At 55.1% G+C, this 24232-nt stretch carries 16 protein-coding genes and 9 pseudogenes; 9 read left to right on the top strand and 16 right to left on the bottom strand.

Annotated elements, in window-relative coordinates:
• Positions 1-7: 7 nt before the first annotated feature.
• The 4 genes and pseudogenes from BDK61_RS22160 to BDK61_RS22145 all read right to left on the bottom strand — a co-directional run.
• The gene (locus BDK61_RS22160) at positions 8-1141 is read right to left on the bottom strand and encodes an ABC transporter permease (protein WP_004966937.1); all 1134 of its coding nucleotides are present in this window, start codon (positions 1139-1141) and stop codon (positions 8-10) included.
• Positions 1131-1814: an ABC transporter ATP-binding protein gene (locus tag BDK61_RS22155; protein WP_121304773.1), complete on the bottom strand. Its 684-nt coding sequence runs from the start codon at positions 1812-1814 to the stop codon at positions 1131-1133. Before BDK61_RS22155 ends, BDK61_RS22160 begins: the two co-directional genes overlap by 11 nt.
• Positions 1811-3298, bottom strand: a complete 1488-nt coding sequence (locus tag BDK61_RS22150) for a COG1361 family protein (protein WP_167467422.1) — start codon at positions 3296-3298, stop codon at positions 1811-1813. The genes BDK61_RS22155 and BDK61_RS22150 overlap by 4 nt, the downstream gene beginning before the upstream one ends.
• 245 nt (positions 3299-3543) lie before the next feature.
• Positions 3544-3720 (bottom strand): annotated as a pseudogene (locus tag BDK61_RS22145) (IS4 family transposase); the annotation flags it as partial.
• 29 nt (positions 3721-3749) lie between these two features.
• On the opposite strand from BDK61_RS22145, the pseudogene BDK61_RS22140 reads away from it, so the two are divergent.
• Positions 3750-4160: pseudogene (locus BDK61_RS22140) on the top strand (helix-turn-helix domain-containing protein); the annotation flags it as partial.
• Between the two features lie 127 nt (positions 4161-4287).
• Positions 4288-4781: pseudogene (locus BDK61_RS22135) on the top strand (transposase); the annotation flags it as partial.
• A 139-nt stretch (positions 4782-4920) separates the two neighbouring features.
• Here BDK61_RS22135 and BDK61_RS22130 read toward each other — a convergent pair.
• Positions 4921-5334, bottom strand: coding sequence for a hypothetical protein (locus tag BDK61_RS22130; RefSeq protein WP_244210000.1), 414 nt, complete (start codon positions 5332-5334; stop codon positions 4921-4923).
• A gap of 274 nt (positions 5335-5608) precedes the next feature.
• Positions 5609-6601: a transposase gene (locus tag BDK61_RS22125; RefSeq protein ID WP_121302489.1), complete on the bottom strand. Its 993-nt coding sequence runs from the start codon at positions 6599-6601 to the stop codon at positions 5609-5611.
• Between the two features lie 161 nt (positions 6602-6762).
• Here BDK61_RS22125 and BDK61_RS22120 point away from each other — a divergent pair.
• Positions 6763-7019, top strand: a pseudogene (locus BDK61_RS22120) (IS5/IS1182 family transposase); the annotation flags it as partial.
• Between the two features lie 174 nt (positions 7020-7193).
• On the opposite strand, the pseudogene BDK61_RS22110 reads toward BDK61_RS22120, so the two are convergent.
• Positions 7194-7346, bottom strand: a pseudogene (locus tag BDK61_RS22110) (ISH3 family transposase); the annotation flags it as partial.
• A 175-nt stretch (positions 7347-7521) separates the two neighbouring features.
• Between BDK61_RS22110 and BDK61_RS22105 the strand changes: the two are divergent.
• Positions 7522-8694 carry an ISH3 family transposase gene (locus BDK61_RS22105; protein WP_121302051.1) on the top strand — a complete coding sequence of 391 codons (1173 nt, stop codon included), beginning with the start codon at positions 7522-7524 and terminating at the stop codon, positions 8692-8694.
• Positions 8695-8907: 213 nt separating this feature from the next.
• Here the strand turns inward: BDK61_RS22105 and BDK61_RS22100 are convergent.
• A pseudogene (locus tag BDK61_RS22100) lies at positions 8908-9411 on the bottom strand (transposase); the annotation flags it as partial.
• 221 nt (positions 9412-9632) lie between these two features.
• On the opposite strand from BDK61_RS22100, the gene BDK61_RS22095 reads away from it, so the two are divergent.
• Complete coding sequence (locus BDK61_RS22095) at positions 9633-10484, top strand: IS5-like element ISHma10 family transposase (RefSeq protein WP_121301968.1); 852 nt, start codon at positions 9633-9635, stop codon at positions 10482-10484.
• Positions 10485-10513: 29 nt separating this feature from the next.
• Here BDK61_RS22095 and BDK61_RS22090 read toward each other — a convergent pair.
• A pseudogene (locus tag BDK61_RS22090) lies at positions 10514-11026 on the bottom strand (IS5/IS1182 family transposase); the annotation flags it as partial.
• 62 nt (positions 11027-11088) lie between these two features.
• The gene (locus BDK61_RS22085) at positions 11089-12663 is read right to left on the bottom strand and encodes a DUF7827 domain-containing protein (RefSeq protein WP_121304771.1); all 1575 of its coding nucleotides are present in this window, start codon (positions 12661-12663) and stop codon (positions 11089-11091) included.
• A 282-nt stretch (positions 12664-12945) separates the two neighbouring features.
• Here BDK61_RS22085 and BDK61_RS22080 point away from each other — a divergent pair, with 282 nt between their 5' ends.
• Positions 12946-13944: an IS110 family RNA-guided transposase gene (locus tag BDK61_RS22080; protein ID WP_121303628.1), complete on the top strand. Its 999-nt coding sequence runs from the start codon at positions 12946-12948 to the stop codon at positions 13942-13944.
• A gap of 265 nt (positions 13945-14209) precedes the next feature.
• On the top strand, positions 14210-15034 hold the full coding sequence (locus BDK61_RS22075) for an IS5 family transposase (RefSeq protein WP_121304769.1): 825 nt from the start codon (positions 14210-14212) through the stop codon (positions 15032-15034).
• Positions 15035-15524: 490 nt separating this feature from the next.
• On the opposite strand, the pseudogene BDK61_RS22070 reads toward BDK61_RS22075, so the two are convergent.
• From BDK61_RS22070 to BDK61_RS22060, 3 genes and pseudogenes are all read right to left on the bottom strand, one after another.
• A pseudogene (locus BDK61_RS22070) lies at positions 15525-16350 on the bottom strand (IS5 family transposase).
• Between the two features lie 173 nt (positions 16351-16523).
• Positions 16524-17459, bottom strand: a complete 936-nt coding sequence (locus BDK61_RS22065) for a dienelactone hydrolase family protein (RefSeq protein WP_121304767.1) — start codon at positions 17457-17459, stop codon at positions 16524-16526.
• A 514-nt stretch (positions 17460-17973) separates the two neighbouring features.
• Complete coding sequence (locus tag BDK61_RS22060; protein WP_121304765.1) at positions 17974-18183, bottom strand: hypothetical protein; 210 nt, start codon at positions 18181-18183, stop codon at positions 17974-17976.
• A 520-nt stretch (positions 18184-18703) separates the two neighbouring features.
• Between BDK61_RS22060 and BDK61_RS22055 the strand changes: the two are divergent.
• Positions 18704-18964: pseudogene (locus BDK61_RS22055) on the top strand (response regulator); the annotation flags it as partial.
• Between the two features lie 21 nt (positions 18965-18985).
• Here BDK61_RS22055 and BDK61_RS22050 read toward each other — a convergent pair.
• Positions 18986-19984, bottom strand: coding sequence for a transposase (locus tag BDK61_RS22050; RefSeq protein ID WP_121302241.1), 999 nt, complete (start codon positions 19982-19984; stop codon positions 18986-18988).
• A gap of 38 nt (positions 19985-20022) precedes the next feature.
• On the opposite strand from BDK61_RS22050, the gene BDK61_RS22045 reads away from it, so the two are divergent.
• Complete coding sequence (locus BDK61_RS22045) at positions 20023-21654, top strand: PAS domain-containing sensor histidine kinase (RefSeq protein WP_244209999.1); 1632 nt, start codon at positions 20023-20025, stop codon at positions 21652-21654.
• Positions 21655-21917: 263 nt separating this feature from the next.
• Here BDK61_RS22045 and BDK61_RS22040 read toward each other — a convergent pair whose 3' ends face one another.
• Both BDK61_RS22040 and BDK61_RS22035 read right to left on the bottom strand, forming a co-directional pair.
• Complete coding sequence (locus tag BDK61_RS22040) at positions 21918-22985, bottom strand: CNNM domain-containing protein (protein WP_167467421.1); 1068 nt, start codon at positions 22983-22985, stop codon at positions 21918-21920.
• A 548-nt stretch (positions 22986-23533) separates the two neighbouring features.
• Positions 23534-23743 (bottom strand): hypothetical protein, encoded by a 210-nt coding sequence (locus tag BDK61_RS22035; RefSeq protein ID WP_007189614.1) that lies wholly within the window; start codon positions 23741-23743, stop codon positions 23534-23536.
• Positions 23744-24232 lie beyond the last annotated feature (489 nt).

The raw sequence follows: 24232 nt of genomic DNA, 5'->3' as shown, positions 1-24232 counted from the left end.
GGTCTGTTTAACCACGTAGCGCGTCAACTGGTTCCTCGCTCGCTGCTTTCCAAGCTGGGTACAGCCCGCTGACGATGCTCGTTAGCACCCCAAAAGTGAATGCCGCGCCGACGTACCAGACGTTTGGCAGCCTGAAAACGGCCATCGCATCGCCGACAGCGTAATGATTAATTGCGAGTCCGGCACCGACACTCAGAGCCACGCCAACGATACCACCGAGGAATCCGAGCAGTGTCGCTTCCATCAACATCACTTTGAGGATATCTCGTTTCTGGTAGCCGACCGCTCTAAGGACGCCGATCTCTTCCCGACGTTCGACGGTGGACATCAACATGACGTTAAGAATCGAGATACCGGCCACGAGCAGCGAAATCGATGCGATACCGGCGAGGACGGTGTTGATGATCTGGAACTGCTGTTCAATAGTGTCAACGAGCGAGCCTAGTTCCTGAACGGAGACCCGCTGCTCACGATCGTTGAGTGAGTCGCGTATCCCCATGGCCGTCTCGTTGGCTCGCGTCCCAGTCGACTCAGTGATGTACACTTCCGAGTAGCTACGCTCACTGAACGAACCCACCGGCATAATGATTCGATTGTCGGGGTTCGCTGAGGAGAACGCGTCGCCTTCTTCCAGCACGGCTCGGATACGGACGCTGGTCCCGTTGACAGTGATCTGACTTCCTGGATGCAAATCGTGCTCTTCCGCGACATCTGACCCGATGAGCGCGCCGGTCCGGAACGGAGACACCCGCCCCTCCTGGGCCTCGTACAACGCTGCTGGATTCTCAACGCCGTATATTGTCTCACTGGCGGCGTCCTCGCGGTTGTACGATACCGTCCCAACGCGCGTCTTTACCGGTGAGACAGTCGCTGTCGGGCTTGCTTCTCTACGAATAGTGCGGATGTCGCGCTCGGTGAGTTCAGTAACATTTTCGCCGGAATTTGGGTACACCGTGAGCTGGTTGCCGACATTGCCGAGGTTCTGGGTAAACGAGTACTGGAGCGCGACGCCGAACATCCCCAGCGAAGCGATGGCGACGACGCCGATGACGATGCCCAGCGACGCCAGCAATGACCGCATTTTCGTTCGTGTGAGGTTGCGCCGCGCCATCAACGCGGCCGGGAAGAACCTACCCGCCATTCTTTCGCTCTCTCCCAATGGTGCCGTCGACCAGATGGACGGTTCGGTCGACGTACTCATTGACCAGATCGTCATGGGTGACTGCGACGATTGCCACGTCGTCCTCGTCGGCGATGCGGCGGAACTCGTCGAGTATCTGTCGCCCGGTCTCGCTGTCGAGATTGCCCGTCGGCTCGTCGGCGAGTACGACCTTCGGGCTGTTGATGAGCGAGCGCGCGATGGCGACGCGCTGCTTCTGGCCACCGGAGAGTTCGTCGGGCTTGTGATCCAGTCGGTCGTCGAGACCGAGCCGCTCTAAGAGCGTTCTGGCCCGCTTTGTGACTTCCGGGTCGCTGTCCAACAGCAGAGGGACCTCGACGTTTTCGACGGCAGTCAGCGTCGGCAGGAGATAGAAGTGCTGGAACACGAAGCCGACCGTCCGCTTGCGGAGCGCGGTCCGCTTGCTGTCGCCGAGACCGGTCACATCCTGCCCCTCCAGCAGGACGGTCCCTTCCGTCGGCGTATCCAGCATCCCAAGGGTATTCAGCAGGGTTGTCTTGCCACTGCCGCTGGGGCCCATAATCGAGACGAACTCGCCGGCCTCGAGGGCGAAATCAATACCCGCCAGCGCGTAGAGGGTCTGACCGCCGGTACGATAGCGCTTGACCAGTCCCTGTGCGTCGATGACCGTCATACCTCGATTTCATCGTCACCACTTCGGTAGCGGCGCACGAGGACACCAACGACGACCAGTAGCGCCAGTCCGCCAGCGATGAACACCGGCAGCATACTGTTCTGATCACCGCCCCCGTTGTCGCTGTCCTGCTCGGACTGCTGTGCCGAACCGCCCATCCGGTCGAGGTTGACGTCGAACGTTTGTCGCTTCCGCGTGTCGTCAACGAGATACGTCACCTCCAGTGGCACCGACGTGACATTCCCCTCCGTCCGTGCGTACACGTCGAAGGAGACGAAGTCACTGGCCGGAACCGTCCCGACGAAGTAGTCACGGTTTGGCGTCGCCGGGGTGACGTTCTCGGTATCGGCGACGCTGATGAGGACGCTGTCCGCATCTGTCGAGCCGACGTTGCTCGCACTCCCGGAAATCTGGAGGCGCCCGCCCTGACGGATCACGTCCAGCCCGGTGAGGTCTATCGTCCCTGGGACGGACCGGAGCGTCGTTTCGGCGGTCGTCCGCTCCGTTTCTGTCCCGAGTTCGTACTCGGCTGTGACGGTGACGTCCGCCCGAGGTTCGTCCGTCGTGGCGTTCAGTCGCACTTCTTGGGTCGTGCTAGTTGAGATATTCTCGAGCAGTACGCGCTGGAACGACGCGTTCGCAGACGTTGCATTGACAGTGACATCTGAGAGCGGCGCGTTGGCCCCGTTCGAGACCGCGACTCGCAGCGCGCGGTCGGTGCCGCTGCCGACTGCAGTTGTATCGAGTTCCACGCTGTTCCGGAGTGGGTCTGAGTCGATGACTTTCGTCTGGGTCGTAGTGCGCGTGATGTCGTCACCGACCGTGTAGCTGACCGTCGTGGTCAATTTGTGCTCTCCAGAGGACTCTGGCCGGAACCGGAATGGGGCGGTCATAGAACCATTCTGAGAGATACTTGACGCTACTGTTCTGCTCTGTGTCATTTCAATGTCGTCGCCCTCAACGACGATCTCGACATTTGTTATCTGGGAGTCAAGACCGTTTGCGACCGTGACTTCACCGGTCGATTCGACGCCGGCAACGGAATCGTTAGCTGTGAGGTCCATCTGCGGGTGACGCTCTTCAACGTTCAGTTGTACCGGATATTGGAATTTGACGCTCGTGCCTGTCCCGGGGTCGCGACCGTACACGATGACACGGAGATCTTTCGTCCCTGCCGAGTCAAACGTCGCCGTCAATGGCACTTCCAACGTGCTGCCCGGCGAAATCGAGCCTAGATTCGAGGCACGCTCGATAGCACTCAAGTCAGAGCGCCGGATCACGATGTCGTTAATTTTGAGCGGTGCATCACTACTTTCGAGATTTCGGACTGTCACGTGAAATGTGACGGGTTCACCTGGTGCTGGTGATGAAACTGAGATGTCAACGTCTGCGATGGAGGCGTTGATGTTTGCACCCGCGACAGATACAGGAAATAATCCGACAACAACAAGACAAGCGAGTACGGCTGCAGTACCTCGCGTCACGTAGGTTCCCCCCTCAAAGGGAGTTTTATGTCGAACCAACTGCTCGGCAGGAGGGCCGCATCGGAGACCATTAGCATATAGGTCGCTCCGTTTCGGTCGGTATTAAATATACTGCACATACCTCCGCAGGGCATTGTCTAGTTGAACGCGCTTGAGAAGCGAGGAGGCCGTAACGAGAAGTGCCTATGCAACTCGCAGACCTCCTCAGAGATTACTCAAATTGCGCACGCACCATCGGTTCTAGTTTAATGGCGGTCAAAGCCGAACTCACCTTGTTCAACCTGCTCACGTAATCGATCTCTGTGTGGATTTGGATTTCGTGACGCCCACAGCGACAACTCATCCAAATCCGGTAGCTCATAACCCAACTCGATCATAGGGTACAACTGGATCAGATGAGCGTGGCGTTCAACGGCTATAGTAATCGTTAGAACTTTTTGCCCGTAGTACGTTGAACGATTTAAAGGACCATCTTGACGGGATCTCCGTCAAGGAACTTCAAGACGCTCTCGACAATGTGGACGGAAACAAGCCGACACAACGGTTGTTAGCGGCGATCGCATACAAAAATGGCGTCACTCAGACCGAACTTGCTGCGTGGCACGACACCGGTCGAAGAACGATCTATAGCTGGCTCAAGCGACTCGACACTGACGAGTCGCTTGAGCAGGCTGTAACTGATGATAAGGGAACTGGTAGAAAAAGAAAGTTATCAGGTTCAGAGCAGCAAAATTTCCAAGAGACTGTTCACGAACCGCCCGAAAAAGCTGGGGTCGACGCGCCGGCGCTCGCTCAAGACTATCTCGAAGAAACGCACGGTGTCACCTATTCAATCCCGAGCTGCCGGCGGTTGCTGAAAGAAGTGCTCTGTTGAATAGCGGCCTCTGAGCCACACTGAGACTATCTTGGTCTTGAGACCACTAGCGTCAGCTACTAACGAGCAACTCAAACTCCGACTACCCCGACCAACACCGCTATTCAACAGAGCAGACTACACAACTATCTACAAGTCCTTTGGCCGGGTGAAAATGTGGGTCTGGCGGGCGTTGCTGCGCTGCAGCAACACCCGCAGTCCGGTCACGCAGCACTTGATAGCACGTTCTTCGACCGCCATATCTCTTCATCGTACTACCGCCAACGCTCCGGAAACAGCGTTCAGACGCTGAAAGTGACGATATTGACCGATGTGGAATCGATTGCTGTGCTTGACGTACATATTTCGGCACACTGGCAACACGATACCAAGACCGGGCCGCAGGTCGTCCGCCAGAACGCGGACGACCTGCTTTCCGTCGCTGCTGACAACGGTTTCCAAGACTGGAACACTGAGTGCGAGGTTGCCGCACTAGATATCGACTACCCCGTGGATTACCGTGGCTCGTCACTGAACGCCACCGCGAATAACGCCCCCATCCGGTCAAAATGGTACTTTCAGCATCGGATGGCCGAAACCTCGTATTCGACAATCAAGCGCTCGCTCGGCTTCGGTGGAAACGACAGGACACTCTCACCCTTTATCCACACGCCACGAAATGCACGAGCAATCACCAGCTACGAGCGAGGAAACGGTCCGGGCTGTGAGAAGCTATGAGTCGGATTCTATGACAGGCTCGGCGAATATTTTAGTCCGTGACGACACGGCCTGCCTGCCCAGTTTGGTTGTTATAAGGTACCATGTTGAACTCTGCATCGTTTGGGTATTTTACTTCCCAAAGTATAGTACCTTGGACATTATCTCCATGCAACTCTGTTTTATTAGGGAACCCATTCCGGATGCCGAAAGTCACCTCATGTGAGCTATGCTCCTTATCGGCAAGTCCGGTAAATGACCATTGCTCTTGTCCGACAGTAACGTTATTTCCGGGATCCGTCGCCATCTGAATAGTGGCAACTACAAATTTATCACCTTCCGATGGCGTTTCTACGTCTCCATCACTCTCTTCAATAAGTTCGGTGATCCTATACTTAGTTACTCGAAACCGGACCTCTGAACCATTATGTACTGCCTCACCCCAGTCCCCAATTTCGACAACCACTGTGTTTGCTGCTGGTGTCGGAGTTGATTCTGGGGTTGGGGTTGCTGTCGGAGTTGATTCTGGGGTGGGTCCGGAGTTGTTTCTAAGTTTGTTGTTGGTGTTGGGGTTGGCTCTGAAGTCGGATTCGGCACTTGCAATGCTGGGATTCCAGTGCTGGTAGCAGTACCAGCACCTACTACAGCAACTATGACAACACCAATCATGATTTTTTCCTCATCAGCCTCTCAGAGATTCTCAACTGGTATTGTTATATGAGCGTGTCATAGAATCCATCTCATAGCATCTCACAGCCCGGCTCGTTTCCTCGCTCGTAGTTGGTGATTGCAACGACGAGCCGTAGGCAGAGCGCAACGAACACTTCTGTTCGAGCGTGGACGCGGCCTCGGGCGCGGACGTGCCCGAGGCCGCAGTCCTTGACGGCATCGTTAGTTCGTTCGACTCCTATCCGGTGGTTGTACGTCTCGTCCAAGATGGACTGTTTGAGCAGAACTTCCTCACTGTGTTCGGTGATACGATCTTCGACCCTATACTCGATATCGAGCGGATCGTCGGTATTTCGCGGGTTGTACGGGGCAATTGGCACGACCCCTGCGGCCAGCAGGTGGTCGTGCCAATCGAGGATATCGTATGCGCTGTCTCCAAGCATCCAGATGGGTGTATCGACGGCGAGCGCGTCACACGTGACGCGCATCGCCGTCTCTTGATCCGCTTGTTTGCTCTGTGTGAACTCCGCTGCTATCGGAATCTTTGGACCGGTCGAGACGATCGTACAGCCGAAGCCGTAGTAGTGTTCCTCAGCTGTTGGGTCGTAGTTCCACGAGGCGGCGTCGTTGTACTGGACCGCTTCGATGTGGGTTGAGTCGATGGAGTACGTCGAGTCGAGCAGGCCCCGGCAGGCGGCCTGCTCGACGAGTCTCTTGAAGACATCATCGATGACGTGTTCGAGATCGGTAAGAAACCGGTCAACTGTGTCTCTGGATGGTGGTTTGTCGAGTCCGCAGTAGTACCAGACGAGGCTGTGCTGGAGTTCTCGTGTGACTGGACGTGTGCCGTATACATCCTTGTAGTAGCAGTGTAGAAAGCCGCGAAAGAGGTCTGGTGGCTCATGGACTCGTGTTCGCCCCCGCCCCGAGGGGGCGAACACGTCGTACTCCAGCAGAAACTCGAACTCAAGATGCTCGAACAGCGGTACTGTCTCGGTAGCCGCCGCATTCAAGAAGTCGTTAACCGAACCTACGTCCTGCAGGGTCGCGGTTGTGTTGGACACACTTTCCGCACCCTGCTGCTTTGCATGTGGCGCTTTCTATGACACGCTCTATATGATAACTACAATAGAACGATTCAGATGATGGCACCGCCTAACTGAAAGACAGCGCCGGCTTCGACCGCCAGAGCTAGTGGGAAGGAGAAAGAAACAGCCGATAGTCTATGTCGAATATTTGCTGCTTCATGAGCAAGGCGGTTCAGTTAGCTAAAAATGCTGTCGGTGGCCGAAGCGAAGTCGCCACCCCCAACGGGGTGGTGGCTTCGCCGACTACGCCATTGTATCGCTCCATTCTCTCCGGGTTTACTTGGAGAAGCCATACCGAGAGGCGTTAGATCTGCTGAGCGAGATGCCACATATTCTCGAAGAGGCTGGCCTCGAAAAGGCCGATCTCCCACAGCACTCCAAGCTCAGTCGATCACATTGACAGCCGCGTAACCCCGTTTGATGGCGGTGAACCAAACCGAACTAGCTGTGGAGCATCTTCGAACCGTTGGTGAGCATGATTTTCGGGATGGACCGTCGCTGTCGGCGGCGGACTGCCGCCGACGCGACAGTGTCACCACTGACGACCGCTGTCCGGCCCGATGGACAGTTACCGGAAGAACCGGTCGTCAAGTGGTTGATTCGCTGGAACAGACCTGCGGACACCAAGTGCTGTCCAAACTGCGCGAAGCGTCATTTCGCAAAACTCCGTGAACGACCACCGCAAGAGGCGGCGCCCCCCCCCACGGCAGGGCGCCGCTAGGCTTTACACCGCATCCAAGCAGACGCCTCCTCTAACCCGATGTGATCGACTGACGCTCGATCGAACAGAACGAGCCGTCCTTGCAGCCACGATCCTGTCTTCGGTACTTCCCAACCGACGTAATCGGTGCAATTGAATCGCCGAATTAACCACGAGAAAGTGTCTGGATCTGGATATGTTCAACCTACCCGATCCAGACGGTTATCTTTCGGCATCGGACGTCAAAGACGTAGCGGAAGAAGTCATTGCCCCTCTCCCGTTGCCGGGTGTCGAGGAGAGTCCCCTCGACCCCGGCGACATCTGGCTCGTCGTCATTTTGGCCTGCGTCAACCAGACATCGATTTGGGAAACCTGCAACGACACCAACGGAACGCCGTGTGACGACACCGTCTTCACGTGGCTCCATACACTTGATCGACACTGGCTTGAGGTTGTCGCCAACCTTCTGCTCGGACGCCTCGCTATGACGATTCTCGACCCTGACCGGTCGAGAATCGTCTCCATCGACTTCATCGACAACCCCTATCACGGCGAGCACTACGCTGACGAAGGCGAACTCTGTTCGATGGCTCCCAAGGACGGGACGACTACCTGCCACCGCTATTGCACGGCGTACGTCGTCTCCAACGAGAAGCCGGTGACGCTGGCGATGACCTATGTCCGCAACGACGAAGACGAGGCCGACGCGGTCGAGCGCGTGCTCGCCCGCGTCGAGAATTACCCCTTCGAAATCGACCTGCTACTTGCCGATAGCGGCTTCTACAATGAGCGCGTCATCCGCCGTGCTCGTGATATCGGCGCAACGGTCGTCCATGTGCCCAAGAAAGGGGAACGCATGAAGGACAAACTCGATGTCCACAAGTCGTACATGACGACCTATCGTATGTACAAGGACAGCGAGCGGGAACTGCGCTTCCCGCTCGCGGTCGCTGTCTCCTACCAGAACGGTGATCGGGGCAAACACGGTGAGGTTGTCCGTGGCTACGTGGCGTGTGGTCTTGCTGATCGCTCGGCCAAGCAAGTCGAACGGCTCTACAGGAAACGCTCAGGCATCGAAACGACCTATCGCTTGCTCCGGCAAGCACGCGGGATCACGACGACACGTGATCCCGTCGTGCGGTTTGCGATCATGCTCGTTGCAGCATTGCTGGAGAACCTATGGCTCGTTCTCAGGTGGGCGGTCGTCGCCCGCCCGCGACGGGGCGGGCGCGACCTGCCCGATGAGTTCACGTTCAAGATGTTCCGTGACTGGATTCGACACGAACTGGAAGAGCAATTACGCCGCCAGTGGAAGATCAAAGCAAACGGGGTCGGTGTGCCAACGTCACAGGCAACGGCCGCGGGCTGACCGGGGTCAGCCCACGGCCTGTCTGGTCGGCGGTAAGCGACAGCTGTCGGCAGATAGTCTCGTGGTTCGGTAGATCTCGCCTGTTCAGAGCGGTGAATTGGAGCTATTTCAGTCTGGGTCGCAGTAGCAGCAGAGACTGACCGTCAAATCATACAGAAAGTGACTGTTTCGTGGCGTTCAGACAGCGCTCTCTCGGCTCGTTCAGGAAGTAACGGTCTTGAACAGCGTGCTGTCGTGCGTTTTCTCATCAGTCACATCGATCCGTTCAATTGTCTGGTCGGTGGCGTTGTGGAGCAGGTGGAGCTTCGCTCCAGTCTGCTCCTCGTGCCGGGCTTGGAACTCATCAGAGAGGAATTCGTGCAACCGAAACACCGTTCCATCAGCGATCATAACGTCCCTGAATCGGCCGATATCAGCGTCAACAGTATCGGGAACAGCGACCTCGTCGAGGCCGTGCTCGACGAGGTCGCGGAGGTCCTTCGCCAGCATCGGCGTCAACCGCTGATAGAATCCACCGGGAGAGATCGTCTCGTCGGCTGTAGAGTTGTAGCTGCATCTGAACCCAGCGAGTGTTCGGCTCTCGCCGGCGGCGAAGCCGAACACGAGCGCCCATACGAGGACAGGTATCTGGAGGTTACGGTCACGCTCGACCACGCCGAGTTCCTCGGCGTGCTCTTCGAGGAACTCAGAAGGAAACAGTGTAGTGAGCCGACGCATGATTCTCGATGAGGAGCCTCTGTCGGACACAGCTATCGCCACCTCATCCCTCTCGAAAAGAAGCCTCAATAAGCTACTGCTATACAGCGGTTCCTCTCTTAGCTAAAGACGGATGGGCGCTTGTTTGCCCTCGGTGAACTCCGCTGCAATCGGTGTTTTTTGTCCGGTCGGCTCAATTGAATCCACAGACGGCGCCGGGATAGGTCGTTAGAATCACGGGTATGAAGCGGGAGAGTAATGTTATGCACAACACCCTCTTCCGCTTCGTGAAGCAAGTGGCTTCGCTCGCTCAAAAGCTTACTGACGCTGCGCTGATGGAACTGAGTGATCCAGCCGGCAACGGGTTTGCCGGCTGGAAGCACGCAGTCTTGCTCTATCTGCGCGAACACATGAGCGCGGAGTACGAGGAAATCATCGACTGGGCCGAAGAGATGGAACGTGTTCGAGCGGTATTGAATCTTCAACGCGGGGAGTTTCCCGCGCCTTCGACGCTGTGTAAGGCGTTCAAACGGGCATCGATGACTGTCTGGCGACAGCTGCTCCGCCGGTCGGCGGAGCTGCTGGACCAGAATGGTCACGCCGCAATTGATGCCACCTACTTCGACCGTCAGCAGGCATCGTCTCACTACTTGCGACGGATTGATCGTTCCGTCAAAACGATCCAGACGACGTTTCTCGTAGATACAGCTGAGGGAGCAATTCTTGACTTACACTGCAGCACGAAGTGGCCTGACGAAACCAAGATCGGCCCGAAGGTCGCCCTGCGGAACGCGGGCGACCTTCGAAGCTTGGCCGCTGACAAAGGCTATGATGACATGAGCTTCCGTGAGGAGCTTCGAAACGCCGGGATTCGTCCGCTGATAAAGCACCGTGTTTTCGCTCCTTACGATCACGCACACAACGCCCGAATAGACGACGAGCTCTATGGTCAGCGATCACAGACCGAGTCCGTCAACTCCTCAATCAAGCGCTCGCACGGCTCCGCCGTCCGAGCGCGTGACTGGTTCCGCCAGTTCCGGGAGATAACGCTCATAGCCGGCGTTTACAACGTGGAGCAGGCAATTGAACGCTGAAACGCCGAAATTCGCCGGATTCAATTGAGCCGTCCGGTCGAAACAATCGTACAGCCGTAGCCGTAGTAGTACTCTTTATCGGTTGGATCGTAGCATTTCGACGCACCTTGGTCAGCGGGCATCGGCCTCACGTTGGTTGAATCGATGCAGTAGGTCAAGTCGAGCAGGCCGCGCCGGGCGGCCTGCTCGACGAGGTGGTCAAAGACTTCGTCGACGACGTGTTCGAGGTCAGTAAGGAATCGATCGACCGCGTCTCTTGACGGCGGTCGATCGAAGACACAGCTTAGCCAGACAACCGTGTTCTGAAGCTCCCGCTCAGCAGGACGAATTCCGCAGATATCACGGTAATAGCAGTGCAGGAACCCACGCAGCATCTCTGGTGGTTTATGCTCTCGTGTTCGCCCCGTCTTCGCCGGGGCGAACACGTCGAACTCGCCAGGAAGCTCGAAGCAGAGATACTCAAACAACGCTAACGTCTCGGTCTCTGCGACATTGAAGAACGACTCTACCGGAGGCTCATTCTGCAGGGTCGCTGAGTCCATACCACCTCAGCATCACCCTACTCTTTGGTGTGGTAACCGTTCTATGACACCCGCTACTATGTCTAATTTTGCTCAGTCCTGTTTGTCACGTTAACTATCTCCTCCGGACCGACTGGGCCAGTTCTTGTTACCGTACTAACGTAAACGGGCTCATTGGCCTCAATCCTATCTTCTGTGATGTCTGCCTCAAAAGTTCTGTTTGGTTGAACAGATGTGGGATAATGATATATCCAAGGCGATGGAACATCAGTGCCTGAGCGAACCCGGATCCAAATGTCGGTATTAGGAGCCAAGGTCGTGGTACCTGTAATTTCCAGTGGCTCTGATCCAGCCTGCCACTGGTCATTTGCTATCGCCATATTAGCAGTCGGTTCAACAAGGGTGGCATTCGTTGCTGACTTTTTTGCCGCTATGGGCCCTTCTTTTCGAGATTGGGAAAGCCTCAGTGATATTGACTCTCTAGTTACATTGTTCAGCCCACTGGTATCCATTGCGACATACAACCGGTCATCATCTGGTGAGGTGAAATACTTGAACGGCAGCGGTGCGACAAATCTATTTGAACTAGTTGTGCTAGCTTTAACATTTAATCCGTTTCCAAGATTACCTGTTGCGGCCGGACCATACTCTACTGTTGTGTCGATTCGGTTTGGTCCGAGCGAGATAGTTGCAGGGTAAGCACCAGGTCTGGATGGATTTGTAACGTTTTCATATCGTAGGAGTACGGTTTCTGACCCTGACACAGTTTGCTGGTCGGTAGTTGTGATTTTTATTATTCCCTCAGAGTTCGTATTTACATTTACGATTGATGAAATGAATGATCGATCTATTTGCCCATCTTGATCTGAATCTACACCAGCGTGGGTTATATTTAATTTGACAAGATCTGATGGTAACTCGTTTGCCGCGTTATCGTAGCTAATGCGCATCTCCCGAAATGATGTATTAGCCCCCTCTCCTTGCACCTGAACTGTATGAGCTGTCTTCGTCCCCACAGTACTGTCTACTGCGACGATTCCGTTGTTTCCTGGCGGATCGTCAAATCGACCGACGCCCATGATTCCTTCCGCTTCGAACTCTGCGATTAATATGTCACCACGAGCAATCTGGCTTGGAGTAGGTGACCCGTTCCTGATAACATTGGTTTTGCTTATTTTCTCACTAGCAGGCAATGTATGCAGTTGGCCAGGTTGGAACACACCTGAACTGAGTGATAATGTTGAATCGGGTGCGTTTCCGTCGACAGCTATATCATACTCTCCCTCGGTGAGCCCATTATCGCCCCGCTGAGAAACTTCGCGCAAGTGATCTGGAGACGAGACACTATACCCAGACGGATTGCCTGAAGTCTGTGTTTCAAATGTATTGATTCGGATCTGGATCTGGCCGTCACCATCCTGATCAGTTGCAGTAACCTCTGCTGAGTACTGCTTCCGAGAAATGTTGACTGTTGCCGTGTCATGCGGTGAGACACGAACTGGTATCTTTACAATATCGCCTACTTCTTCAAATATTTCAGAGTCAGCCACCGTACCCTGTGCCCCAGACTGGACGTGTCCGGTAGCACCGCCAACTGCTAGCGAAGTGACGATCAAGAAAGTAAATAGGATTGATGGAATCTGGCTTATCCAGTTCATAGGTACTCTTTTTTTGAGATTGGTATATGTTTTGTGGGCCGGAATTTTCTGCTCTGTTGACTCGATGGAAACGCTGCTACGCCATGAGAGCGTGAATTAAGACATGGGGCGCAAGAGACCGACCGCTATTCCGTGCCTTAGAGCACGTCGTGTTGACTGGTCCGTGTGCGAAAGAAGCCGAGTCATGGGCGTTACAGCCCGGATGCCGCGGGGCGCGGCATCCGGGAAAGCCCGAATAGGTGAATCTCTGCTTCACGCACTGGCGTCCCGGGTGAACAGACAATGTACCTTGGAATTGATGTCCACAAACGGTACGCACAGGTGGCAGTAATGGATGAGGCTGGGGAGATCGTCGAAGAGGTTCGCGTCAAGAACGCGAACCTAGACGACCTCGCCCAGCGGTACGCTGGTGCCGAAGCCGCACTCGAAGCGACCAGCAATTACTACCACATCCACGATACGCTGTCCGAACATTTGGATGTGACTGTCGCTCACCCGAAGGAGCTGAATCAGATTGCTAACTCGGACAAGAAAACCGATCGCGTCGACGCAAAAGAACTCGCGCGGATGGTGCGGCTGAACTCGGTGCCAGAGAGTTATGTTCCGACCGACGAGATCAGGGAAGCCCGCGCACTCGTGCGCGGGCGACAGACCCTAGTCGAAAACCGGACAAAGTACGCCAACAAGATTCACGGACTTCTCTCCGATCACGGCATCACTGAGGACGTGAAGCCGTTGAACAAGGAGGGACGAGAGTTCCTCCGGGAACTCTCGCTCCCGACGCCGTGGGACGCGTTGCTGGAGTCGTATCTCGAACTGATAGAGACGCTCACCGAGGAGATACAGGAACTCGAAGAAACGATCGAGGAGCGCGCTGGGTCTCTGAAGGAGACCCAGCTGCTGATGACCATTCCCGGCGTGAGTTACTATACGGCGTTGACGATTTACGCCGAGTTAGGCAAGATCAGTCGGTTTGACGGTGATAAATCGGTTGTCAGCTACGTGGGATTGAACCCGGTAATCCGCGAGTCAGGAGACTCGCGGATCGAAGGGAGTATTTCGAAACGTGGATCGGGTCGTGTCCGGTGGTTGCTCGTCCAGGCTGCAAACACAGCAGTTCACACCTGTAACGATGAGTACCTGAGCCGCTTCTATGAGCGGTTAGCTAGCCGGAAGAACTCACAGAAGGCAATCGTCGCCTGCGCTCGGAAAATGCTGGTGTCGATCTACCACATGCTAGACCGGGGCGAAGTATACGACCCGCCTGATGTGAGTTCATAGAGGAGGGAACTGAGGGCCGCCGGGCGGGCGGCCCTCAGTGGCCGGTCGGGGCCAGCGTTAGCAACAGCTATCGCCAGACTGCGACCGCACCGCCTGAAGATATCGGCCGCCTGCCGGCTGGGAGAGCCGCAGACTACAGGACGGCGCAAATATTTTGTCGATAACGGTGGTTCGTCTAGGTAGCAGCGTTTCCATAGGTGAATAGCGATCTAATCGGCTTATATCACGGAGTAGAAGGACGAAGCCGAGGAAATCGATTCTGTCCATGGAAGTCGATCTCCTCGACTTCGTTGAGCAGTGTCGGCACCTAGTCAAACAAGCGTTGGGAAAGCACGCGGGCGAGCCCGCCAGCGGCGGGTTCGCCCGCTGGAAGCACGTCGTGCTACACTGTCTTCGCCTCGAAGACGGCCACAGCTACCGAGAAACGCCGAATCGGCTGAAGTACATGGCTGAGATTCGTGACGTCCTCGGCTTAGATCGAGACGATCTCCCAGACTACAGCACGATCTACAAATCGTTCGACCGGCTGAGAATGTGGGTGTGGCGGGCGCTGCTGCGCGTTTCAGCGCAGCAGCACCCGCAGTCTGGCCACGCCGCACTCGATAGCACGTTCTTCGACCGCCGCTCGGCCTCGTCGTACTACCGCCAGCGGTCGGGAAGTAACGTTCAAACGCTGAAAGTGACGACGCTAACCGATAGAGAGTCTCTTGCCGTCCTTGACGTACATATCTCTGCCCGGTGGAAACACGATACAAAGACTGGGCCGCAGGTCGTCCGCCGGAACGCGGACGACCTGCTGTCCGTGGCCGCTGACAAAGCCTTCCACAACTGGATCACGAAATACGAGTTCTACGCACTTGGCGTCGAACCACTCATCCTACAGCGTGGGTCGAGGCCGTTGACGCTGGGGCACAACGCACTCATCCGGGCAAAAGGCTACTCTCAGCGCTGGATGGCCGAAACTTCGTATTCGACAATGAAGCGCTCGCTCGGTGATGCCGTGCGAGCGCTGGGCTGGTATCGGCAGTTCCGTGAAATTGTCCTGATGTTCGCTATCTCGAACATAGAACCGCTCTGTGAACCACTCTAACCGTGATTCAGCATCTATTCAACACGGCAGTATATCGAATGTCGCCAGTGCGGTCAGACGGTTGATGATCCTGACCAACCATGTTCATGCTGTGGCAGTACGGAAGTTGCCTCTTACACGTTCTAAGGAGAGACTGCTGACAACATGGCTCTAGAAGCCGTTTCTTGAGGATAGCGTGTCATAGAATTACTCACGAGGTGTTGTTTTCACTGCAGCTGGGACAACCCAGTTGCTCTGTGAGGTTATGAATTGACCAGTCGAGATACTACCAGGTGAGAATGGTATCTGATCTGGTGTGCAAGATGGAGCGCGCGTATCTTGCACGGGACGCCACCAGTTTTCGAGTGAGCAGATTGCTCAGTACAGATGATTGAGCAGTGAGTCGCCGCGGAGTACTACTCGATTGCCAGCCGTTTGAGCGAGTTCGGTACGCGTCCACAGCCAGCATCCAAGTAATAGGTTGTGGTGAATCGCCAGACGTAGCTTGATTTCACTGTTTCAGAGACTGCTTGATGTTGTGAACCGTACACATCAGGACGAGTTCACGAAATTCACCGTACCAGGTTCGCGCACGCACGGCGTCGCCGAGCGTGCGCTTGATCGTCGAGAAGACGGTTTCACACATCGCTCGTTGACGGTAGCGAGGTCCATCGATCCGCGCGTTATGTGCGTGATCGATGGGCTGGAACTCACGATGTTTGATCAGTGGTCTCACGCCTTCTTCGCGGAGTTTGTCGCGTAATTCCATCCAATCGTAGCCTTTGTCAGCAGCGAGGCTGGCGAGGTCGCCCGCATCGGCGGGCGACCTGCCAGCCGAGCTGTGTGTCGTGGCGTTTCTCGGTCGTACAGTGAACGTCTAGAATCGCTTGCGTTTCTGTGTCGGCGAGTGCTGTTGCTTTGAGCGTCTGAACCCGGTAATTCGTCCGCCGGCAGTAGTGTTTGCTAGCGTTTTCGCGGTCGAAAAACGTCGCGTCGATGGCGGCGTGACCGCTCGGCTCGTGCTCCTGCGCCGAAAGGCGCAGCAGCACTCGCCAGATCGCTGTCTTGATTCTGTCAAACCGCTTGACTAACGTCGAGTGGTCGGGGAGATCGGCCGCGTCGAGGCCGATCTCCCCGAGTATTTGTGGCATCTCACTCAGCAAATCAAGTGCTTCTCGGTAGGATTTTTGCAGGTAAACCCGCAGACAGTGCAGCGACACCACCGCATACTCGGCGAAGCCGCCACCCCCTTCGGGAGCGGCGACTTCGCCTCGCTCACCAACAGCATTTTTAGCTAACTGAACGACTTTGCTCGTGAAGCGGGAAATCTTCGACATTGACCATCGGCGATTTCCCGCTTCATTCCACTAGTTCTAACGGTCGAAACCGACGCAGTCCCGCGATTCACCAGAGCCAAGTAATAACAATCCCTTTCCGATAGTTGCTGTCTCCCAGAAGTGGAGTTCGGGCCTAACGGCAGTCTGGAGGACTGACGTAGAACGTCGTTGGGCTATAATGGAAGTGAGGTGTCGAGGAACTCCAAGGTCTTCTCCCAAGCATCCATGGTGTTGTCCGGTCGGAAACTCTCACCGCTTGGGTTCGCGAATGCGTGGCCGGCGCCCTCGTAGACGAACACCTCGTGTTCGACGCCGATCTCGTCGAGGGTCGCGTCGAACGTGCGGACGTCCTCAAGTGGGACAACTTGGTCTTCAGAGCCGAATATCCCGAGGACGGGGCCATCAATCTGTTCGAGCGTCGCCTGGTCGGTGGCAAGGGTCCCGTAGTAGATAACCGTCGCGTCGAGGTCAGCATCGCTCAGGCTGAGCTGGAGGCTCTGTCCGCCGCCGAAACACCAACCGAGGCTCGCGACCCGGCCGGTTACGTCTGGACGTCCGCGCAGACCTTCAACCGCGCTGGACATGGTGGCGACGGCCTCGTCGGGATTCTCGCGAACTCTCCCAGAGAGCTCCGACGCTCGCTCCGAGTCGGTCGCTACCTCGCCGTCGTAGAGGTCGACTGCGAACACGACATACCCGTGGCCGGCAAGGATCTCTGCCATCCGCTCGATGTTTTCGTTGAGTCCCCACCACTCGTGGATCATCACGACCGCGGGGTACGTGCTGTCGTCGTCGGGCCGCGTGAGATAGCCTGGGGCGGTGCCGACAGTCGTCCGCTCGGCTGTGATTGGAGATAAGCCGGTAACATCAAATATCTCGGCGTTCTGGCCCGAGGCTGCGACTTCGCAGGTGCCGTCGACATCAACCGCCCCCGGCTGACACCCAGTATGTGGTGTCTGCGTATACGTCCCGTCTGCCGTCGTCGACGCGGACGTTCCGGCCGGCGTGTCAGTGGCATCCTCTCCGTCGGTCCCGGTCGGTGTCATCCCCGTACACCCACTGAGGAGCGCTAGCGCCGTCCCACCGAGCAGCTGCCGTCGTGTAACCATTATACATTATATGGATTTAATTCTCAAAAGTGTTCTGACGGGGGGAGGGGTCACGTCACCGCTACCCGCCGTGGGACTCAACAGTAACCGCTTCTTCTTGACACTCTGGATGAGTGAACAGACTCACGTTCTGTAGGAGCGTCCTCGCTGTCTCGATTCGCTTTCAATCTGCCTTGTTGAGTCCAGCCCGCTTAATACGATACTGTCTTTTTGTGCAAAATACGCATATTATATATTGTACGTCTGTTAGGAGCTATTCGTAATTGACATGACTGCCGGCACTCCATCCGCACACTTACTGAGCAGCTAATTCATTATGACCGGTGCGAAATCGACGATGAGCGACGTGCTGACCTCACCCTCTGTATGTTTCACCGAGTCTACTGATGGACTTCTGATAGATCGCTACTCGTTGCGGTATATGCATCTCCTGTACTGATCGCTCAGCGAATCCTTGGTAGTCTTTCTATGAAGGCTATGAGGATGGTACACTGGGTAAACGACGGTGTAGAGATTAGATACGACGCATTGTCGTCACGATCTCCCGACCGGTCACACGCCAGCGACACCCGGTCCAGACGGCCTCAACGCGCTCGAAGCGGCCGTCAGATCGCGGGTTGAATTGGATTTTGCGCTTCGGACCACGAACTGGTTCGTAGACGAACCCTTTCGCGTCGGTCAGCGATACGGTACGACTGTCCGTCAAGTTGTCTGGATCAGTCATTGGTGGGTTACGAGAACAGACAGAAACTGCGCTAAGCCGCGTTTAGACGGCAATGAACGAGAAATAAACATACCACATGAATCTGAGTTAGCACCGTCTGCTTGCAGTTAGCACTGCTGTATTGGACGTAGACGGTGCAGTACTGCTTCAGTGCTGAATACTAGTCACAGAGGAGCCCCGTCATACTGAAACTATACAATCACAGTCTCTCAGCCGTTGTAAATACAGGTTCTTTGCTCATTGAAAAGAGTGAACAGGCTGCTCAGTCTGCGAACTGACCGGTCAAGCAACTACTAGATGAGAGTGGTATTCGAACTGGTATGTAAGATGGAAGACGCGTATCTTGCACGGTCTGGTGGTCCCATCTCCATCACCTCCGGGTCATGGCCGTGCGCAAACTGCGACATTTTCGATCAGGAGTCGGCAGCGGACGGTACCTTCTGACCAGCTACCATTCCTATTATTTCGTCCGAAAATCGTGCCACAACCTTATAAAGGCCAACTGCCAAACTCTGACATATTGAACAAAACAGTGAGTATCTCCGTCCTTCACGTCGATGATGAGCCGGATTTCGCAGAGTTGGCAGCTGATATGCTTGAACGTGAGGACGACCGGTTCACTGTTGCGACCGCAACGAGCGCGAGTGAGGGGCTGGAGCGACTTGCTGCGGATGACTTCGACTGTATCGTCTCCGACTACGATATGCCGGGGCAGAACGGCATTGAGTTTCTCGAACAAGTCCGTGATGAGTTCCCGGACCTCCCGTTTATTTTGTATACTGAGCGTGTCATAGAATCCTCCTCATAGTGTGAGCTTCTCACGACCCGGGTCGTCTCCTCGCTCGAAATTTGTGATTGCGACAACGATGCGGAGACACAGCGCAATGAACACCTCTGTTCGTGCGTGGACGCGGCCTCGGGCGCGAACGTGCCCGAGGCCGCAGTCCTTCACCGCATCGTTGGTGCGTTCGACTCCTGTACGGCGGTTGTACGTCTCATCCAAGACTGATTGCTTGAGCTGAACCTCCTCACTGTGTTCCTTGATACGGTCTTCGACCCTGTATTCGATATCGAGCGGGTCATCAGTGTTTCGTGGGTTGTACGGGGCGACTGGTACAATCCCTACTTCCAGCAGGAAGTCGTGCCACTCAAGAATGTCGTAGGCACTGTCTCCAAGCATCCAGATCGGTGTCCCGACGGCGAGCGCGTCTTTTGTGACGCGCATCGCCGTCTCAGCGTCTGCCTGCTTGCGTTGGGTGAATTCTGCTGCAATCGGGATCTTTGAACCGGTCGAAACGATCGTACAGCCGAACCCGTAGTAGTGCTCTTCGGCCGTTGAATCGTAGTTCCACGACGCATCGTCGTTGTACTGGATCGCTTCAACGTGCGTCGAATCGATAGAGTACGTTGAGTTGAGCAGGCCGCGGGCGGCGGCCTGCTCGACGAGCCTCTGGAAAACATCATCGATGACGTGTTCTAGGTCGGTGAGAAACCGGTCGATTGTGTCTCTGGATGGCGGTTTGTCGAGCCCGCAATAGTACCAGACGAGGCCGTGCTGAAGTTCTCGTGCAACCGGGCGTGTACCGTAGACATCCTCGTAGTAGCAGTGCAGAAAGCCGCGAAAGAGGTCTGGTGGCTGATGCACCCGTGTTCGCCCCCTCGAAGCGGGGGCGAACACGTCGTACTCTAGCAGAAACTCGAACTCAAGATGCTCAAACAGCGGTACTGTCTCGGTAGCCGCGACATTCAAGAAGGCGTCTACCGAATCCAAATCTTGCAGGGTTGCGGTTGTGCTGGACACACTTTCCGCACCCTGCTGCTTCGTATGTGACCCTTTCTATGACACGCTCTACTGGAAAAGGCAGTGAGGAAGTCGCCAGCGACGCGATCTCAGCAGGTGTCACGGATTATCTGCAAAAAGAGGGTGGAATCAGCCAGTATGCCCTGCTCACAAACCGAATCAGGAACGCAGTCAAAAATCACTATGCCCAGATAGAACTTGCTGACAAGGAACAACGGCTTAACCTGTTCTTCGAGCAGTCTCCGCTCGGTGTCATCGAGTGGAATGAGAACTTCGATGCCGTCCGTATGAATGATGCAGCCGAAGATATCCTCGGGTATGCTGAAGACGATCTGGCAGGCCAACCATGGGAGGTGATTGTCACGGAATCCGACCGCGATGCCGTTGGTGACGTTGTGGCCAATCTCCTCGAAAACAAGGGTGGATACCACAGCATCAATGAAAATATCCGGGAAGATGGTGAGCAGATTATTTGTGAGTGGCACAATAGAGTAGTAACGGACGAGAATGAGGATGTCGTAGCTATTTTCTCTCAGTTTCAGGATATCACCGAGCGAAAGCAACGAGAGAATTCTCTGGAGCAGTTACACGCAGCCACGCGGGACCTGATGACGGCAACGACCGTTGAGGAAGTCGCGACACGGGCGTCTGAGACGGCCACGCAGGTATTGCAGGTTCCGATGAACGGTATTCATCACTACGACACGGAGGCAGACGCGCTTGTACCCATCGCATGGGCGGACAAGACCGACGACGTACTCGGCGACTCGCCACCTCCGCTTCCTGTCGATAGTAGTCTGGCGGGGCAGGTATACCGAACGGGTGAGGCCCAGAGATTTGCGGATATTCGCGAGGCCGACGATACATTCGACCCCGAGACGCCGTTTCGCAGTGAATACATCATTCCGCTCGACGACTACGGTGTCTTCATCCTCTCATCACCGGAAGCAGACGTTTTCGACGCGACAAATGAAGTACTCGCGGACGTATTCGCAGCGAATGTTGAAACTGCGCTCGACCACGTCGAACAGCGACAGCACCTCCAGCGTGAGCGCGACCGGCTTGATGAGTTTGCCAGCATCATCTCTCACGACCTTCGCAACCCGTTGAACGTGGCCACTGGACGCTTGGAACTGGCACAACGAGAGTGTAACAGCGACCATCTCGACGACGTCGCGCAGGCACACGACCGGATGGATGCACTCATCGACGACGTCTTTACGCTCGCACGAGAGGGCAAACAAGTCGAGGACTCGGACCCAGTCGATCTCGGGGACACGATTGATGCGTGCTGGCGTAACGTTGAGACAGTCTCGGCAACCCTCGTGACCGAGACCGAGCAGACGATCATCGCCGAGTCGAGCCGCCTGAAACAATTGCTGGAGAACCTATTCCGGAACGCGGTCGAACACGGTGGTGAAACCGTCAGGATAACAGCTGGCGATCTGGATGACGGCTTCTATGTCGCCGACAACGGTCCCGGCATTCCCGAGAACGAGCGCGTCGAGGTGTTCGAGGCCGGGTACTCGACTGCAGACGAGGGGACTGGGTTTGGACTGAACATCGTGCAGGAGATTACTGAAGCCCACGGGTGGGATATCAATGTGACCGACAGCGAAACTGGCGGAGCGCGGTTCGAGGTTACTGGTGTTGAGACCGTTGCTGCATAGGCGCGCTGTATTGGTTACCATGATTTTGATAGAATCCACAATGGTTCGTTCACGAACTCCTGAATAGACTCCACGAATACAGCAGTGACTCACCGGTTGTGGTTCAGCGCTTGAACCAATCAGTACAGGTGGAATATCTACCAGTCCAATCTGTTCAATCTGTAGTCGGCTCCGCGAGAGATACGCAAGTCTCACATGAGTGGCTCCGACAACAATTAGCGATGGCGAATCCACTGACGTATGTCTTAACGGTCAAGCATTTTTTACTCAAGTACGTCAGCACTGCCTTGGTCGAGCGGATCTTCGATATCGCCGATAATCGCTTCCAGCAGGTCAGTGACGGTCACTAGTCCAATAACCTCGCCGTCTCCGATGATGAGAGCCATCTCTTGCCGCTCTGTCTGGAACTGATCGATCGCGTCGCTCACATCGGTATCGGGCGAAAGCGTCATCGTCGGTGCCGCCAGTTCAGTGAACGCACCGTTGCCACTGGCGAGTTCCTCACGATGACTGAACAGAGCTGGACTGTAGACGATTCCATGGAATTCAGTCAGGTCCTCACCAATTAGTGGATACCGTGTGTGAGGGTTCTCCTCGAGCTTCTGGAAGTTCGATTCGGCTGAATCCTCAGTCGATATGGCTACGATTTCTTCGGTGGGGATCATCACCTCTCTCACCGACTGTTCACCAATCGTCAATGCGTTCATGATCTCTTCACGGCGCTCCGCAGGCAATTCACCCTCTTCGAGTACCGATCCAAGCCGGTTCCGAAGGTCAGCGCGGGTTTCGATGACTTCTTTTTCGGTTTCTGTCCATGCCTGAGTCATCTCGATGCCGAACAGGCCCAGTGTTCCCTTTGCAACCGAATCACCGACCCAGATAGCTGGAGCGAGTATCTTGGCAAACCAGTACAGCGGTCGTGATCCATACCGGGCGACCTGTTTGGAGCGTTCGACACCAAGGTAGGTAGGCGTCTGTTCCCCGTGCGTGAGGTGGACTAAGTTGATAATAAGAAAGCCGAGTAACGAGCCAGCCCCAACCGATGCGAACGTGGTGTTCTCAAACACCGGTTCAATCAAAGCCGCTAGTCCAGGTTCGGCGATAATCCCTAGTGCGATACTGGTTGCGGAAATCCAGACTTGGCAAGTGGTTAAGTAAAACTCCAGATCAGTGGTCATTTCCCAGGCAAGCTCAAGCCCAGGCGTATCGAACTCCGATTTTGAATACTGTCTGACACGAGTCAACGCGAACTCGATTGCGACGAAATACGCGTTCACCCCGATGAGAATGATACCACCGAGAATCCGTAATCCAATCTCAAGCGGCTCCATCATCCGGCCGTACCAACACCAGACAAAAAATAGTGTGCAGTTCAAGATCAGTAGACATACTCTTTGGGCGGCTGTTTCAATCCGGAGTTTGGCGAAACCAATCCACTGATTGTCTCTATAACACGCTTTTTTAGTGAGCCGTACCAGCGGTGACAGTACCTTCCGAACGGACTGTAAATGTATGTCTGAGTATCCACCGACAGATCCTCGCAGTATGCTGCTTGAAGACCTACTTGCCACGTATCAAGCCGGGGCGATAACAACTAATTGTTTTCTGCGGGTAGCAGCATAAATTATAGCCAATAATTATGTCCTTCTGTGAATATCTCTGGTACAGATGAGCATACTCAATTGGAATCTGGGGACAACAGAGCGGTATATCGAATGTCGCCAGTGTGGTCAGACGGTTGATCATCCTGACCAACCATGTTCATGTTGTGGCAGTACGGAAGTTGCCTCTTACACGTTCTAATGAGAAATTCCTGACAACGTGATTTTAGAAGCCGTCTCTTGAAGATGTTACAATGTACAAAAGAGCGGTGTAGAGATTAGATCCGGCGCATTGTCGTCACGATTTCCCGACCAGTCACACGCCAGCGACACCCGTTCCAGATGGCCTCAACGCGCTCGAAGCGACCGTCTGATCGCGGGTTGAATTGGATTTTGCGCTTCGGACCACGAACTGGTTCGTAGACGAACCCTTTTGCGTCGGTCAGCGATACGGTACGACTGTCCGTTGAGTTGTCTGGATCAGTCATTGGTGGGCTACAAGAATAGACAGAAACCGCGTTCAGTCGCGTTTAGACGGCAGGAAACGAGAGAGGATAACATGCCAGATAAATCTAATTTGGCACCGTCTGCTTGCAATTAGCACTGCTGTATTGGACGTAGACGGTGCAGTACTGCTTTAGCGCTGAATACTATTCCTGATGTATCCCGTCAGATCGGATTTATCGAGTCAGACCCTCTCGGCAGTTGTCAATACAGGCTCTTTGCCCGTCAAAAGGAGTGAAGAGGCTGCTCAGTAGACCCGCTTTCTGAACGAGCTGATGGCACAACAACTTAACGGGTCGTCAAAGTGTTGTCTGTATGGAACCGAAAGACTACGCGATTTTGTTTGTACTCGACGTGGTAGCGACCGTAATTGGCATTTTCGTGTATATCGCCATTGGGGGCTCATTCTAACCGGTGTACTGTCCATATTACGAATCGGTTCACTGTCTGAAGACTACCTGACGTGCGTTCGC

The sequence above is a fragment of the Haloarcula quadrata genome, assembly GCF_003634715.1.
GTDB classification, from domain to species: domain Archaea; phylum Halobacteriota; class Halobacteria; order Halobacteriales; family Haloarculaceae; genus Haloarcula; species Haloarcula marismortui.
Note: the sequence above shows the minus strand (reverse complement) of the source record. Positions and strands in the feature narration are given on the sequence as shown.